This is a genomic window from Dyadobacter subterraneus (genome assembly GCF_015221875.1).
Classification (GTDB): domain Bacteria; phylum Bacteroidota; class Bacteroidia; order Cytophagales; family Spirosomataceae; genus Dyadobacter; species Dyadobacter subterraneus.
The window spans coordinates 245,382-262,390 of the sequence record NZ_JACYGY010000002.1; the positions used below are offsets into that span (position 1 = coordinate 245,382).

General features: G+C 41.0%; 13 protein-coding genes. 4 read left to right on the plus strand and 9 right to left on the minus strand.

Annotation, left to right across the window (positions count from 1 at the left end; genetic code table 11):
- The first annotated feature begins 178 nt into the window (after positions 1 to 178).
- From IEE83_RS26295 to IEE83_RS26305, 3 genes are all read left to right on the plus strand, one after another.
- Positions 179 to 3,694: a TonB-dependent receptor gene (locus IEE83_RS26295; RefSeq protein WP_194123734.1), complete on the plus strand. Its 3,516-nt coding sequence runs from the start codon at positions 179 to 181 to the stop codon at positions 3,692 to 3,694.
- 34 nt (positions 3,695 to 3,728) lie between these two features.
- Entirely contained in the window at positions 3,729 to 5,300 is a 1,572-nt protein-coding gene (locus tag IEE83_RS26300; protein WP_194123735.1) for a RagB/SusD family nutrient uptake outer membrane protein, read from the plus strand.
- Between the two features lie 135 nt (positions 5,301 to 5,435).
- Positions 5,436 to 7,466 (plus strand): sialate O-acetylesterase, encoded by a 2,031-nt coding sequence (locus IEE83_RS26305; RefSeq protein WP_194123736.1) that lies wholly within the window; start codon positions 5,436 to 5,438, stop codon positions 7,464 to 7,466.
- A 56-nt stretch (positions 7,467 to 7,522) separates the two neighbouring features.
- Here IEE83_RS26305 and IEE83_RS26310 read toward each other — a convergent pair whose 3' ends face one another.
- From IEE83_RS26310 to IEE83_RS26350, 9 genes are all read right to left on the minus strand, one after another.
- On the minus strand, positions 7,523 to 8,302 hold the full coding sequence (locus IEE83_RS26310; RefSeq protein WP_194123737.1) for a TIGR00266 family protein: 780 nt from the start codon (positions 8,300 to 8,302) through the stop codon (positions 7,523 to 7,525).
- A gap of 69 nt (positions 8,303 to 8,371) precedes the next feature.
- Positions 8,372 to 8,626 carry a hypothetical protein gene (locus IEE83_RS26315; RefSeq protein ID WP_194123738.1) on the minus strand — a complete coding sequence of 85 codons (255 nt, stop codon included), beginning with the start codon at positions 8,624 to 8,626 and terminating at the stop codon, positions 8,372 to 8,374.
- Positions 8,627 to 8,761: 135 nt separating this feature from the next.
- The gene (gene gltX / locus IEE83_RS26320) at positions 8,762 to 10,312 is read right to left on the minus strand and encodes a glutamate--tRNA ligase (protein ID WP_194123739.1); all 1,551 of its coding nucleotides are present in this window, start codon (positions 10,310 to 10,312) and stop codon (positions 8,762 to 8,764) included.
- 159 nt (positions 10,313 to 10,471) lie between these two features.
- Positions 10,472 to 10,843 carry a Rid family detoxifying hydrolase gene (locus IEE83_RS26325; RefSeq protein WP_194123740.1) on the minus strand — a complete coding sequence of 124 codons (372 nt, stop codon included), beginning with the start codon at positions 10,841 to 10,843 and terminating at the stop codon, positions 10,472 to 10,474.
- 130 nt (positions 10,844 to 10,973) lie between these two features.
- Positions 10,974 to 11,504 carry an acyl-CoA thioesterase gene (locus tag IEE83_RS26330; RefSeq protein ID WP_194123741.1) on the minus strand — a complete coding sequence of 177 codons (531 nt, stop codon included), beginning with the start codon at positions 11,502 to 11,504 and terminating at the stop codon, positions 10,974 to 10,976.
- A gap of 36 nt (positions 11,505 to 11,540) precedes the next feature.
- Positions 11,541 to 12,374: a putative outer membrane beta-barrel protein gene (locus IEE83_RS26335; RefSeq protein ID WP_194123742.1), complete on the minus strand. Its 834-nt coding sequence runs from the start codon at positions 12,372 to 12,374 to the stop codon at positions 11,541 to 11,543.
- Positions 12,375 to 12,541: 167 nt separating this feature from the next.
- Complete coding sequence (locus IEE83_RS26340) at positions 12,542 to 13,225, minus strand: head GIN domain-containing protein (protein WP_194123743.1); 684 nt, start codon at positions 13,223 to 13,225, stop codon at positions 12,542 to 12,544.
- 75 nt (positions 13,226 to 13,300) lie between these two features.
- Positions 13,301 to 15,847: a PspC domain-containing protein gene (locus tag IEE83_RS26345; RefSeq protein WP_194123744.1), complete on the minus strand. Its 2,547-nt coding sequence runs from the start codon at positions 15,845 to 15,847 to the stop codon at positions 13,301 to 13,303.
- Between the two features lie 33 nt (positions 15,848 to 15,880).
- Positions 15,881 to 16,243 carry a PadR family transcriptional regulator gene (locus tag IEE83_RS26350; protein ID WP_194123745.1) on the minus strand — a complete coding sequence of 121 codons (363 nt, stop codon included), beginning with the start codon at positions 16,241 to 16,243 and terminating at the stop codon, positions 15,881 to 15,883.
- 240 nt (positions 16,244 to 16,483) lie between these two features.
- Between IEE83_RS26350 and IEE83_RS26355 the strand changes: the two genes are divergently transcribed.
- Positions 16,484 to 16,990 carry a dihydrofolate reductase gene (locus IEE83_RS26355; protein ID WP_194123746.1) on the plus strand — a complete coding sequence of 169 codons (507 nt, stop codon included), beginning with the start codon at positions 16,484 to 16,486 and terminating at the stop codon, positions 16,988 to 16,990.
- The last annotated feature ends 19 nt before the right edge of the window (positions 16,991 to 17,009 follow it).

The following is a 17,009-nucleotide window of genomic DNA, read 5'->3' on the forward strand; positions in this document are numbered from 1 at the left end:
AGCATTTCAATTCTTACTTATATTCATTTTACTACTTACCTAACCAATACTTTATCTTATGATTTAAGAATTCTATTTGCCAATGCTATCTATTTCGGGCAGCCAACTCACCTCTTACAACCTAACGCCTGCCTGAGGTAGCTCAAACTACATTTTCATAATTAAAGCAACCAACCGTATGAAAAGGACTATTACCGGAAAGAGCATGTCCCTCAAGGCGATCATGCAAAAAACAATTTTAATATTTCTCGCGCTGCTTTGTTCCTTTGGAACCTACGCTAATGAAAAACTTGAACAAACCTTACTAAGTCAAAAAACTGAATTATCGCTAAGAGATGCGTCTCTGCGAAGTGCTTTGTTACAGCTGGAAAACACTACAAAAGTGAAGTTCATTTTCAGCAGCAAAGTAGTTAAGAATGAAATGAAAGTTACCATTAATGCCAAATCAAAGGCATTATCAGAAGTGCTGGACGAAATTCTTGCCCCTCATAACATCCTTTACAGAGTAATGGAAAATCAGGTGGTTTTGTATCAGGGAGATAAAATTGGCACTGTCAACACTTTACTTTCCGAGAAAATAAATGCTAACGCGCTCGTTGCAAAAACCGCCGACAGAACAATCAAAGGAAAAGTTACAGAAAAAGATAAATCTGAAGGACTTCCAGGTGTTAACGTTGTTATCAAAGGAACAAGCACGGGGACAACAACTGACGGAACTGGAAACTACACACTATCTGTACCAGAAAGCGGTGCTGTTTTGGTATTTAGTTTTGTAGGTTATGTAAGCCAGGAAGTTGCCGTTGGTAACCGTTCTACACTTGATGTAGCCATTGAATCCGATACAAAAGCACTTAGTGAAGTGGTTGTTATTGGTTATGGTACTGCGAAAAAATCTGATTTAACAGGTGCAGTTGGTTCCGTAAAAGAAGATCAGCTTAAAGAAAGACCTTCTCCTTCTTTGAATCAGGCTCTGCAAGGTAAAGTTTCGGGGGTTCAGGTAAACGTTAACTCAGGACGTCCGGGCGGAAGAAGCAATATCCGTATCCGTGGTTTCAGTTCTATCAACTCTTCAAACAACCCGTTATATGTTGTTGATGGCGTAATGCTTCCACAAGGAACTCAAAACCAGTATAGCTCTGCAATCGACTATATCAACCCGAACGATATCGTATCGGTAGAAGTTTTGAAAGATGCATCTTCCACTGCGATTTATGGAGCAAGAGGTGCAAATGGTGTAATCCTTATCCAAACTAAAAAAGGAAGATCTGGTGAAGGTGTTATTACATACAACGTTGACGTGAGTGTACCAACTATCGGCCCGAAAAGACCGCATGTATTGAATGCTCAGCAATATCTGGATGTTGAAGATCTTGCTTACAAAAACATCGAAAAATTTGATCCGGCTGGATGGGCATCTGGAAAATATGCAAACTTGAACCCACAGACACGTAGAAAAGCTTTCTCTGCACAACATCCTGATGTATTCACACTTGCAGCAGACGGAAGCTACAAACCAAATTACGATACTGACTGGTTCAAAGAAGCCACACAGAATAAATTGTCTCAAAACCACCAGTTAGGTTTCAGCGGTGGAAATGAAAGAACTACTTATGCAATGTCTCTTGGCTACCGCGATGATCAGGGTTTACTGAAAGAATCATATTTGAAACGTTATTCAACTCGTTTCAGCATTGATGATCAGGTGAAAAAATGGTTGAAAATCGGGGCAACTTTGAGCTATAACAACCAAAGTGAAAACCTTGTTGATATCAATGATGCTGTTCCTCGTCAGATGGTTGAAGATTTCCCTTTTCTTCCTGTAAGATATCCGGACGGAACTTTTGCTAATAACCGCGATTATCCACAGGCAGAAGGATCTTTCAGCTCTATCCACAGATTGACCGGCCGCAAGTATATTGTAAACACGGCAACTACATTGGGTAGTTTGTATGGAAATCTTACGCTCGCCAAAGGTTTGGAACTGCGTTCAGTTTTAGGTATTAACGTAGTAAACCAGGAAGTAAACCAGTCTCAAACACGTACTTTGGCAATATCAGAATTTGGTACTGCAAGCAAAGACGCAAGAAAAGAAACATTCTGGTCATGGGAAAACTATTTGACTTACAACAAGTCGTTTGGTATTCATTCAATCAACGCACTTGCGGGTATTTCTTGGCAGAAAACGGATATCACAACAACAGGAGCGAGCGTTCGTAACTTCTCAACGGATTATTTCGGTTTTGATAACCTTGGAGCTGGTGCCACATTACCAGGCGTTGCTTCAGGTGCACAAAGCTTTGCATTTAACTCATACTTCGGTCGTGTTAACTACACTTTGCTTGACAAATACCTGGTAACTTTCACAGGACGTGCGGATGGATCTTCTAAATTTGGAGAAAACCACAAATTCGCATTTTTCCCATCTGCCGCCTTGGCATGGAAAGTATCTGACGAAGAATTCCTGAAAGGAAACTCTGTGATCTCAAACTTGAAAGTTCGTACAAGTTATGGTTTGACAGGTAACTCAGAAATTCCACCATATTCATCTTTGTCATTGTTGAGTTCAACTTACGCGACAATCTACAACGATACGAAAGTGAGCGGAACGGGTATCAACCGTTTGGCTAACCCTGATTTGAAATGGGAAAAAACAGCACAAACTGATGCGGGTGTTGAAATCAGTTTCTTGAAAGGAAGAATTTCGGTAGAAGCAGATTACTATTACAGAAAAACCACTGACATGCTTTTGGATGCACCAGTACCACGTTCAAGCGGTTATGCTGTAATCAGAAAGAACATCGGTTCTATGCAAAACAAAGGGTTTGAATTTACTTTGAACACGACTAACATCGAAAGAGGTGACTTCACCTGGAATACAAGTTTCAACATCTCTTTGAACAGAAACAAAGTACTTTCATTGGCAACACCTTCGGATATTTTTGGAGTTGGCGGTCCTAACTTTACAAACCAGACGGGTATTATTCGTATCGGCGAACCGGTTGGATCTTTCTGGGGACTTATTCGTGAAGGTACCTGGAGCGAGGCTGAAAGAGATCAGGCTGCTAAATTTACCAGTTATCGTAATAACCTGACAATGCTTCCTGGTGATATTAAGTACAAGGATATCAACGGAGATAATGCAATTACAGACGCTGACCGTACAATTATCGGAAATGGTAGTCCAAAAGCGTGGGGTACATTCTCTAACACAGTTCGCTACAAAAGCTTCGATTTGACGTTTGACGTACAATATTCATACGGCAATGATGTAATGGATATGACACTTCACCCAAGTGAAGACCGCGTTTCTATTGCTAACAGTTACACTACTGTATTGAACGCATGGACTCCAACCAACCAGAATACACCAGTTGCACAGATTCGTGAAACAAGAGCAGGATATGTTACTAACGTAGATTCACACTGGATTTTTGACGGATCATTCCTTCGCGGTAGAAACCTTTTGCTAGGTTACAACTTCCCATCTGAAATGATCAGCAAGCTTAAACTTAGCAAACTAAGACTTTATGTTTCTGCTCAGAACTTCTTCTTGCTTACAAAATACCCACATGGCGATCCGGAAGTTACACCAACAAACGGAGACCAAAACAGCAATGTATTCTCGCAAGGTATGATCTGGCACGGCTATCCAAAACCAACTACGTACATGGCAGGTTTACAGATCGCATTTTAATTGGCCAATTAATTTATCCTAAAAAACATTGATTATGAAGTTATATAATTTAAAAAATGTAGCCAAGATACTTCTCTGCGGATCCATTTTACTTGGCCCAACAGGTTGTTCAGACTTTCTTGACGAACAGGATCCATCTAACCTGACGCCGGAAAGCTTTTACACAATCCCCGATCACGCGGAAGCTGCTATTGCTGCTACATATGCAGGATTGCGATTTTACGGTGACGGAGCAGGTATTTTCTCTGCAAACTGGCAAATGCTTGAAGCTGTAACCGGTACAGCAACAACTGAAACAGGTCAGAATTCAGATTTAAATAACCTTTATTCACTGACATACGACGGAAACACGGCGCATATCAATAACTGGTACAATGGTTTGTATAGAATTATTGCCAACGCTAACCTTGCTTTGGATAAAATCCCAACCATTCCATTTCTTGCACCGGCAACGGAAGCTCAAAAAACAAGATTGCTTGGCGAGGCTCGTTTCCTTCGTGCATGGGCTTATTTCTATGCGGTTAGACTTTGGGGTGATATTCCATTGATCACAACACCTCAAACAGCAAATTCAACGGATTTTCTTCCGTCGCGTGCACCTCAGGAGGAAGTATATAAGCTTATCGTTGAAGATTTGCTTGCTGCGGAAGCTGCCGGTTTGCCTGTAACAGAAACTAACGGTCGGGCTACACAAATTGCTGCCAAATCTTTATTGGCAAAAGTATATTTGACTATGGCCGGATTTCCGCTAAGCAAAGGTGCAACGCATTACAAACTTGCTGCGGACAAAGCATTGGAAGTAATTAACTATTCAAAAGCGAATCCATCGACGCTAAATCTGTTTAATACTTACAAGGAAGTTCATCAGGAAAATCTTAAAAACCGTGTTGAACATATCTTTATGATCCAGTACAACATTGCCGTTGCAGGAAATCCTCTTGGTGATTATTATCCAAACTTTAAACCTGTGACTTACTCAGGTCCTGGTGGAACAGGAAGTACAGTACCAACACGTTCTTTCTATGGCTCTTATGAAACCGGGGATCTTCGCACGGTGGATCAGGAAGGATGGTTTTATACCACTTACTTTACAAATGGTGATGGTGCCAGATTTGATTTGGGAGCACCGTATGTTTTCAAGCATTTCAACCAGACTGCAAATGGTACACAAGGCGTTCCGGGTACTCGTAACAATAACCTGAACGTTCCATTAATTCGTTATGCAGAAGTTCTTTTGATCTTTGCAGAAGCTCAAAACGAATTGGGTGCACCAACACAGGAAGCTTATGACGCTTACAAAAAAGTGCATGACCGTTCTAAGTTAACAACGCCTGGTTTTGGAACTTTCACACAGTCATCATTCCGCGATGCAGTTTTGAGAGAACGTTGGTATGAATTTGCTTACGAAGGAATTACCTGGTTTGACATGGTTCGCTTGCGTAAAGTGTTCAATGAAAAAACAAAAGGATTTGATGCTTTCGTTGGTCACCTTAACCTGAATGTTGGTTCTGGTGTTGCGCTTCAAACCAAACATCTTTTGTTCCCACTTGGTATTCAGGAAATGAAAAACAACCCGAATCTGACTCCTCAGAACCCAGGGTATTAATTAAAATTTTACCGGTTAAATTGAGCCAGTCCCACAAGCGTAAAGCCGGGGCTGGCTTTTTTGATTTAAGATTATGGTCTGAAATATGCAATTACTATCAAATTACGTTTAAATTCAGAGCTTAATAAAAACACGATGAGAATAAAAAATTACAAAATTCACTTCTTCATTGTCATTGAAATCTTATTAACTCAGCTAGCCACAACATTACATGCACAGCTGGTTATTTCAAATCCGGTTAATAATCAGATATTACAACGTGATGCAAACGGCTCTGCGAATATTGCGATAACTGCCTACGCGCACTTTCCATATTCCCGGATTGAGGCCCGGCTTATTCCAGAACAAAATAATATTCATCCCGGAAAAGAATTTTCTTTTTCAGCCAACCAAATAAAACAAGGTTTTTTATACACTGCAATTCAGGCCGAAACTGGCTGGTATCGTCTGGAAATAATTGGATTTGGAGATAAAGGAATTATTGATTCCGCCAGTGTAGGCCGCGTGGGAATCGGTGAAGTTTTTCTGGTTGCCGGAAATTCCAACGCGATGGGCTTGCCGGATCTTGGAGCCAAAAATACCTCCGACCAGGTTATTTCTTACAACGCAGTTAACAAAATCCTGAATCCGGAAAATATAACCGTTGCACCTGATGAGCCGATGCCGCGACCCGTATATGCTCCGATTTCAGCAAAAAATAATATTTTTCCTTCCGGCGAAACTTCCTGGTACTGGGGAGAACTGGGTGATATGATTTCCAGGAAAATGAATACACCGGTGTTATTTTTAAATGCAGCCTGGGCCGCTGCGAACTCTGAAAACTACCGGGATGGAGCAATGGGAAAAGATGCCTTTAATATTTACGTAGGAAAATACTGGCCAAACCGCCAGCCTTATACAAATATCGTCAACACGCTCCGCTATTTTAATTCTTCACTTGGACTTCGGGCTGTCCTTTGGTCCCATGGCGAAAATGATGCCCAACTCAATTTTACGGAAGAAAATTATTTCAACAATATAAAAACGCTGATCGAAAATAGCAGACTTGATTCCGGGTATCCTGTTCCCTGGATCATTGCCAAAAATTCCGTCAGTTACAGTTTGCCAAATCCTCCCGCGGCGATTACAAATGCTCAAAAAAGATTATCTGTCTTACCCAACTTTAATACCTATCCCGGCCCCGATCTTGATACCGTTCAAATTCCCCGTCCGTCGCAAGGTCATTTTGAAAATATTTCAGGAGGAAAACAGGGTTTAACCCTGGCTGCCACAGCCTGGAACCGAATTCTCACTGATTCATTATTTAAAACTGTTGCACCACTTCAACCAAAATTTGCAATACATACCAGCCTGGTGCCTTCGAAAGTTTTTCCCGGAGCAAAGTTCACTTTACCGTATTACACCACCGGCACTGCCAACAATAAAACGGTTCAGGCAGAATTATTGGATGAAACAGGAAAATTCGTAAAGTTGGCGGGTACTGGCAGCGGAAATCTGGTAAATCTGCAAATTCCGGACGACATTCCTGACGGACGATACGGATTGAGATTGTCAGCAGTAAACCCAACCCTGACCGGAAGTATTTCCGGCTATTTTTTGGTTAGTAAAACCTATACTAAAATTGAATTTATTAATACAATTTCTGCCAGAAAAGCCGAAAACAGCCTTATTGTATCCTGGCACGTGGCTGCAAATCCGTCATTGAAAAAGATGATTCTTCAAAAAACTGCTGATGGAGATTTGTATTCTGACCTTGCAAGTTTTGACGCCCAGGACAATCAGATATTCTCACGTATTTATAGTTACTCCGACGATAATGTAACCAATGAGAGCGTCTATTACAGAATAAAAGGAGAAAGCATAAATGGAGAAATTTCTTATTCTACCATTCTGGCAATTTTAAAAGAAGGAACGCCGCCAAATTTCGTGGTTTTTCCAAATCCGGTAACAAAACAACAGTTTTATCTAAGACCTGATAATTCAGAAACGGATATTCAGTGCTCCATTTTTGATATACGCGGTCGCGAGCACCCAATTGTTATTTCGGATAGTGAGGTTATTGGACTTTTATCTCTTCGTCCGGTCCATGCTTTGCCAACGGGGAATTACATTTTAAAAATTGTCAGTAAATCAGGCGTCAGCACGCAAAATGTTGTTTTTCAATAAAACAAAAAAGGTAAGCGCCGAAAAACTTACCTTCCTGTTATATAAACTGAACCTTATTAATCTTCAAACAAACTTCCCAGATTACCGATTACCGAACCACTTTCTTTTCTAGCATTTGGTCCTGCAACTGATAATCTCTGAATTAATTTAGAAATCGGCATTGACTGGATCCAGACACGGCCAGTTCCGCGAAGTGTTGCCAAAAACATCCCTTCACCACCAAAAACCATCGATTTCAATCCACCTGAACGTTGGATATCAAAGCTTAGCGATTGTTCAAAAGCAACTACGCAGCCGGTATCAATTCTCAGCATTTCGTTATTAAGATTGCGCTCAATAACTACGCCGCCAGCGTGAACAAAGGCCATTCCGTCACCTTTCAGTTTTTGAAGAATAAATCCTTCACCACCAAAAAGACCAGAACCAAAACGCTGGTTGAAGTGAATTTTCATACTTGTTCCAAGCGCAGCGCAAAGAAATCCATCTTTCTGAACAATCAGTTCATTGCCGTAAATTTTTGACAGATCGATCGGCATGATCGTACCCGGATAAGGAGCAGAAAAAGCGACTTTTCTTTTTCCCACACCACGGTTGGTAAAATGTGTCATGAAAAGCGATTCACCTGTAATCACACGCGTTCCCGCCTGAAAAATCTTTCCTAAAATACTCTGATTGGCCTCAGATCCGTCCCCCATTTTGGTTTCAAACTGAATACCATCTTCCATAAAAAGCATCGCACCTGCTTCCGCAATCACCGTCTCATTTGGATCAAGTTCTATTTCCACGATTTGTATATCGTCGCCGATAATCTTGTAATCAATTTCGTGTGAGATCATTTTAGCTTTTGAAGTTTATATGTTTGTAGTAAAATCACGTAAGTTCACCAGTAACTATACCAACAATTCCTATTCCTCCTCCTCTTCTTCTTCGGTTTTTCTGGCTTTTACTTTCTTCGTTTTTCTGCCCGGAATATCTTCCCGGTCGCGAAGTTTTTTGTCATCCACATTTTTATTCAAAAAGGAGTTGATACGATCCATATCAAAACTGGTCGTTATTTCACCAAAGGAATTGATTTGAATATCAAAACCATCCAGATCTTTGTGCACACGCGGCTTTTCATTAACAGGCTTTGCGGCATCAGGTTGTTTCTTCTTGGCCATAGTTTTAATTGGCTAACGGCCCTTGGCGGCGGAAAACCGCTTTTGCCTTCAGGCCAGTAAAATAAATTACTGTTACGAAATTATACTACCAAACTTTCAATGACAATGCAAATTGATCGAACGGTGCTTTTATGATTATGCCAGGCGAATTTGGGCAGGCAAACGGTCAAGCGCCTGGGTTAATCTTGAAATTACCTGCTCTTTACCCAAAATTTCCATGATCACCATTAAATCCGGGCCAGCGCCAGCGCCGGTAACAGCAAGGCGTAAAGCCTGCATGATTTTTCCCATTTTAATACCGGCCGCTTCCATTTTTTCAGCAAGCACATGCTTTATATTTTCAGCTACAAAATCTCCTTCGTAGCCTTCCAGCGCGTCTTTGAAATTTGAAACTGCATTTACTGCATCTTCATTCCACTTTTTAATAGCCACATCCTGATCATACACTTCCGGTGCGCTAAAAAGGAAAAGAGATTCTGCAACAATTTCTTTTGTAAAATGAACCCTGTCTTTTAACAAATGTACAATCTGCGCAAGCTGATCCTCATTTACTTCAATTCCTTTGGCTGCATAAAGCGGTTTTATTTCCGCAATTACCGAAGCGTCATCCTGCTGTTTAAGATATTGCTGGTTAAACCAGTTGGCTTTCTGGATATCAAACCTCGCTCCAGCCTTATGAACCCTGTCAAAGCTGAAAAGTTTGATCATTTCATCCATACTGAAAACTTCCTGTTCCGTACCGGCATTCCAGCCTAATAAGGCAAGGAAATTGGCTGTTGCTTCCGGAGAATAACCTTCTTCACGGAAACCTTTTGCTATATCACCAGTATTAGGATCTGTCCACTGCAACGGGAAAATCGGGAAACCACCCAAATCCGCATCGCGTTTTGAAAGTTTACCATTTCCATCCGGTTTTAACAGCAACGGCAAATGCGCAAACTGCGGCATAGTACTTTCCCAACCCAGATAACGATACAACAAAACATGCAAGGGAGCAGATGGAAGCCATTCTTCTCCACGGATTACGTGCGTAATTCCCATCAAATGATCATCCACAATATTCGCCAAATGATACGTTGGCATCCCATCCGATTTCAATAAAACTTTATCATCGATCTGTGAAGAATGGACAACCACCCAGCCACGGATTAAGTCATTAAAACGGATATCTTCTTTTGGCATAATCTTCATCCGGATCACATATGGCTCGCCACTTTCAAGACGTGCTTTTGTTTCTTCCGGTGAAAGTGTCAAAGAGTTTTTCATTTCCTGACGCGTGATTGCATTATATTGAACCGCTGCAACTTTCGCTTCTTCAAGGCGTTTGCGCATTACATCCAATTCCTCAGCCGTGTCAAATGCGTAATATGCTTTTCCGTTCGCAACGAGCTTTTCAGCATATTCACGGTACATAGGTTTTCTTTCAGACTGCTTGTAAGGAGCATGCGGGCCACCTTGCTGCGGTCCTTCATCAATTTCAATTCCAAGCCATTCCAGTGCTTCTAAAATATAAGCTTCCGCTCCGGGAACAAAGCGATTTTGATCAGTATCTTCAATACGCAACAACATTTGTCCGCCTTGCTGACGGGCAAAAAGGTAATTATATAAGGCCGTACGAACACCTCCTGCATGGAGTGGTCCCGTTGGACTAGGGGCAAATCTCACCCGAACTGGTAACTTATTCATTTCTTATCTCGACATTAAAAATATATTTGTCAGGGCTGGTAAGGGGTGGTCATTTATTGTCAGGAAATGGTCAGGAAGTTGTCATGTATCGTTAACAATACCTGACTATTTCCTGAAACCCTTGACTATTTCCTGACCACTTCCTGACAATTCCTTGACTTATAATTCTACGGCTATCACCGATATTTCCACATTCACATCTTTTGGTAAACGGGCTACCTGAACGGTTTCGCGTGCTGGTGGTTCGCTGGTAAAAAACTGACCGTAAACTTCATTTACGACTGTAAAATCATTCATATCTTTTAGAAAGATATTTGATTTTACAACGTTCTCATATCCAAAACCTGCTGCCTTTAAAATGTGACCGATATTTTCCATTACTGCACCGGCTTCTATTTTGATATTTCCCAGTTGGGAAGCTTCAAAAGCAATTTGTCCGGAAACATATAATGTGTTATTTACTTTAACAGCCTGGCTGTAAGGACCAATCGGCGCAGGTGCTTTTTCAGAAAAAATAATCTCTTTTGGCATATCAGTATTGAATGAGAGCGTTTTTAAATAATATAATATCGTTAAGCAAAAAAAGCAGATATTTATCTGAACGACTTTTTACCAGTAAATGGTTGCTTAACAATCGGCAAAAATACCAAAAAAAGATGGGTTATGCTTTTTCTTCTTTGATTTCGAATAATGCTTTTAATTCCAAAGCCTCTGAAGGTTTCATACGTCCAGCTAAAACAAGCCTTAACTGACGACGACGTAAGGCGCTGACAAACAATTCCTCGTCAGCCTCGGTTTCGGGTAAAAGTGGCGGAACTTCAATAGGCCGGCCATTCTGGTCCACGGCAACAAAAGTATAAAAAGCGCGGTTGGTGCTCACACGAATTCCAGCCGGAATGTCCTCAGCCCAAACTTCCAGAAATACTTCCATGGAAGAATTAAAAGCCCGGGTCACTCTTGCATGCATCGTGATAATATTTCCCAGGCGGATCGGTTCGGTGAAAGATACGTTATCCACAGAAGCAGTCACCACAATGCGGTTTGAATGTTTTTGTGCAGAAATCGCAGCGCAAATGTCCATCCAATGAAGCAAGCGCCCTCCCATCAAATTGTTGAGCGTATTGGTATCATTGGGTAATACCATTTCGGTCATGGTAACTTCCGACTGCTTCGGGGTTTTCGATTTTAACATTGGGCTGATTTGCTTTTAGCTATTGGTGTTTAGCGGTTAGGGGCAGCGAACTGCTTTGCGCTCGTGTGCTTCTTTTCTTGTTCCAATTAAATAACTGGCACGAAACTGTAAAAAAAGATATTTATCTTTTTTAGGAGACGTTCCTCTGTGCCATCCAGGCTGTTGCGCCGGCTGTCCTATTTCGGAAGACCGGTCAGAAAGTCTGCGGGCAGCCTCGCTTGACAAAGTTGCCGGATCCGGATAAACACCGCTTACATCATCCAGATAATCTGAATTTACAAAGTTGTTGCACAATTCCAGACCAACACTCCAACGGTCAGAAATCTTGGTTGAAACACCAATTCCGGCCATAAAAACCAAAGGTAAACGACTGTATTTAACACCCTCAGTATGCAAAGGTGCCAGACTTCCGCGTCTTCCGTCGAGTACGGCTGTGGGTGTCATGTAAGTAACGCCCACACCTGCCAGAAGGTAAGGATTAATTTTCGCATGTCGGTTATAGGCAAACATATCTGCCTGAATTCCAATATTTATATCCGGATTAATGGTTTTAAAAGAAAGGTTTTTCACATAATTCTTATCGTATTTCTGATCGGCGGAAACCTGGTATAACCTTATTTCACCCCGCGCACTGAAATGTTCGGATAGTCTATATAAAGCACCAATAGAAACCGATGGACCTAACCCCAAATGTCTGTTGATACTGGTCCGTAAATCGCCCTGGTAATATGCAATACCTACGCCGCCTGTTAAACTGAAAACACCAAAAGGATGTAAATAACGCTCACTGATCGTTGACTGGGATTTTACCGGTTCAACAATCAAAAGAGAAAAAACCAAAAGTATTAAACTAGCAAATGTGCGTTTCATGCGATACCGGCAAACTGATCAATAAAAATGAATAACCGGGTGCTAAGTTAACAATGTCCCTAAATATATTACCCATCAAATTGTTCTGTCAGTAAATTTATGATCGGATACAAAACAAGATAAGCCGGACGATGCCGGCTTATTTATAATATTCGTCTTAAAAATTCTTATTCTCTTTTCACAGAACTTGCGCCGGAAGTATTTGAATGAATATCTTTTGCATCTCCTGAATAACGAATTCTGCTTGCACCGCTTGCATCTGCATGAACAGTTGCGCTAGCTACAACATAAGCGCTGCTCGCTCCTGACGCATCAATGTTCACCGATTTTGCAGGAAAACTTTCTCCTTTGAAAGAAGAAGCACCCGATACTTCACCATTCAAAACATCACCCTGTCCTGTGATTGTTAAGGAAGAAGCTCCTGAAAGTTCAAAAGTTACTTTTGGTGCAGAGAAATCCATAGTAACCTGCGAAGCACCTGAAACTTCAATTGCCATCGATTTTGTACCTACAAATTTATTAACAACAACTTTTGATGCACCGGAAAAATCTACGCCATCCAATGAAGGCATTACAATATTGATGTTAACCGTTTTGCGGCGTTTGTTCCAGCTATTGTTTTTGTATCCGACTTTCAAAATACCTGAAACAACTTTTGCTTCAAGGTCTTTTACATCGTCACTTTCTCCGGATGCCGTCAGACTATATTGTTTTCCTTGTTTTACATCAATTTTGAATGCACTTCCCATGGAAAGTTTGCTAAAATCGGAAACGGAAAATGTACGGCTTTCCTGAGCAAAAACGCTCAATGAGAACAAACAGAATAAGCCGAATAAAAGTAATTTTTTCATGTCTAATTTCTTTTTAGGTTTTGATTACGAGGAATGGATGTCAAATTAATAAAATAGGTTGCATCAGAACTTAAATTATTCCTGAGATTCTATTTTACTTACACCGCTTACATCTTTTTTCAAATTAGGGATATGTCCCAAACTAACCTTCGATGCGCCGGTTGCGGATACATCAGCATTCTGGATATTCATTCCTGTGCTGACTAATTTACAAGCTCCTGTCAGGTCAAAATTAGCTGTGGTTGCAGAGCCTCTTAATGTTGCCTTTGAAGCACCGGTTAATTCAACCGTTAATTCGTTGGTTTCAACATCAATATCCGTTTTGGAAGCACCGGTCAAATCTACACTTAGTTTTGAAAGACCTTTGAATCCTGAGATTTTGGCTTTATTGGCACCTGAAATAGAAACTCCTTCCACCGTCGGCATGGTGATAACAATACCGATTCTTCTGCCATCATTTCCAAACAAACTAAAACCGGAGTTTCCTTTCACTATAAGTACTCCATCTTTTTCAGATATTCTTAAATCATCAACATCATTTTCTTCACCGTCTGCGGAAACATTAAATTCTGCACCTTGTTTAACGCTGATCGAATAAGCGCCGCCGATACTCAGTTTTTTGAAATCCTTCACCGGGAATTGTTTGATATAATTTCCGCGGTCTCCCAGACTAAAATCAGAATCATCATCATCGTCATCAACAGAATAATTTTCCTGATCGTCATGATGGTCCTCTTCGTCCTGACGAATATATTTTGCAGGAATATTTGTACAAACCAATCCTGAATCGCGGCGGATTGTCCAGCGCAGATTATTCCAGTTTATCTCGTCATCACCCAAATCATACGTATCCAGATGGTGATTTCCACTAAAATAATGTGATATAGAGTACCAAAGTGATCTTGAAATAATAAATGGCTTGTCGTAAGGGATGTTAAGTGTCAGATCAATCTGCTGATTTCTGAAACGACCTGTTGCTCCTAATGTAGGTCCTTCCGGGAAGGTAAATACAGAATCTTTAACAGTCACATTGTACATTAGCTCAGAAGCAATTTTACTGGCATCCTGTTTTGTACGTCCTCTTGACGTCATCTTTTTGTCAAGTTTAAGACTATCTCCGCCATTGTAACCCGCAAGTCGGATATCTACATCTATACTTTCGTCTTCGTCATTATCCTGTTCGTCAAGCGTAAGTGTTCCGGCGGGAACTGCGTAAAATTCAGTTGTTGTAAATTCTCCGCGTTTAGCAAAATTTTGTTGGTAAGCTACGCCCTGAACCGTTGCAACGATAATTCCTACAATCCAAAGTCCTAACAAAGTCAGCCAAACCGAGCCGCTGACAATTTTCTTATTGGATAAAAGTGTTAATCCTAATAAAAGAAAAGTTATCATAGGAACCGCCGAAACCAGAAGTCCGGACAAGATTAAACTTGATGGCAATTCCTGGAAAATCCTGAAAGGTACCGGCATTCCGTCAAATGTTGCTACGTTGGCGAAACCCATTACAACCGCACCGCCAACTACAAGTCCAAATAAAGATATGGCTGCGAGAAGTACTAAAAATCCACCCGTAAGTATCCTAAGTACTGGCCCAAGGCCTTTGAATAACTTCCCCAACGCCTGGATAATCAAGGCAATAGCACGGAAAGGGAAAAGTAAAATTTTGGTGACCGGATTTTCTTCTCCTCCCTTATCACTTAAATTCAGACTTTGTTTGATATTCGATTCAATATTGGAAAGCGTAATCGGCTCCCCCTGCATTTCCATTTTTTCTGTCAGCGTATTGGCCGCAGGCGCAATAATCCATAGTACGATATAAATCAAAACTCCGGAACCGAATAAAAATATTGAAAGTACCCACAAGAAACGTACAACACCGAGATCAACCCCAAAGTACGAAGCTACACCCGCGGCAACACCACCTACTACTTTGCGATCAGGATTCCGGTAGAATTTCTTGATCTTGGTATCTTCTTCCAAAGTTGTAGAACCCGGAAATGCGATCCACATGGCAATGTAAACCAACACAACCATTCCAGATAACGGACCAAATTCATCTTCCATATTCAGGTCAAGCATACCAGAACCAGCTGGCAGACCAATCACCGCGAATAAAAAGGCCAACCTAACCCAAAGCGGATCAATGGTAAAATAATGTCCCAAACCAGCTGCAACCCCACCCAAAAGTTTTCTGCGCAGATCGCGGATAAGTTTTTTAGGACTTGCCGGAAATCTTGTTTCTGTATTTGGAGTAGGAGATGAATATGCAGAAGAATAAGCCTCTTCCTTTGGTGTTGAAGTCGAGCCCGGAGCTGCCGATTGTAATGGATCCGCAAAAATATCTTCCGCTTGTTCAATGGCTTCAAAATCCGCCACGGTACCCATCGCAGAAATTAATTCGTCAACATCCACCAGCGAAATAACCTGTTTTGCTTCTGCTTTTTGTTTGTTCAAAAAACGCTCTGCAACCCTTCCTTCAATGTCTGAAAGGATTTCTTTACTATCGGCAAACGAAGAAAAATATTTCTGAATAGAACCGAGATAGCTTTTCAGCTTTTCGTATCCGTCCTCCTCGATGTGGAAGATGACACCGCCTATATTGATACTGATTGTCTTTTTCATGATTGAAATAATCGAAGGTCTTTAAATGATCAGTTAGGAATTAGAAGTATCTGTCTTACTCAGTTCTTCGGTACGGTGAATCACCGTTTTTACCGAATCTGCAAGTTCGAACCATGTGGCCTGCATAGCATCCAGAAATATCTTTCCTTCATCTGTCAAAACATAGTACTTCCTGGGAGGTCCGGACGAAGATTCCACCCATTTATAATCCAGCCAACCCGAATTTTTCAGTCGTGTCAATAGAGGGTAGAGTGTGCCTTCCACAACCATCATTTTTGCAGAAGTTAGTTCATCCAACATATCCGAGGCATACACTTCGCCCCGGGATATGATGTGCAGGATACAGAACTCCAAAATTCCTTTCCGCATCTGCACTTGGGCATTTTCGATATTCATACAGTGTCATGTTTTACTAAATGAAATATTATTTCATGGCTAATAGACAGGATTTGCACCTTCTATACGTACAAAGGTATACACAGGTACTTTGTGATGCAAGGTACTAGGTGAAAATCTTTTACTGGTTTTGATAAGTGGTTAATTTTCAGGTTGACCGGCAAAAAAAAGCACGTGTTTGAGAATTAAGTTATTTTTACTTTATATTTTGAGATCATTTCATTCAACACTAAAATCTGCATGTCGACCAAGCCACACTTATATATCATCGCTGCCATGAGCGAAAATCAGGTAATCGGACAGGATAACCGATTGCCCTGGCACCTGCCGGATGAATGGGTACATTTCAGAAAAGTGACGGACGGGAAACCATTTATTCAGGGGAGAAAAAGTTTTGAAGCTGCTGATGCACTACACTCTTCCTACAAAAATGTTGTGTTAAGCAGGAATAAAAATCTTGAAAGTTTTGATAAGACGGAACGTGCCGATGATTTAAATGAAGGCATCGCGTTACTTAAAGATGAAAACGAAGTATTTGTCTTAGGAGGTGCTTCTGTTTTTGAACAAGCTCTGCCTTTGGTGGAAAAGTTGTATCTGACCATAGTACACACAACCATCGAAGGTGATGCTTATTTCCCAAAACTTGATTGGGATGAATGGGAGTTGATTTCCTCTGAATTTCACGATAAGGATGAACGTCACGCCTATTCATTTTCTATGAATCTTTATGCAAGAAAAGAAGCATAAAACTGTGTACGGCCGTCCT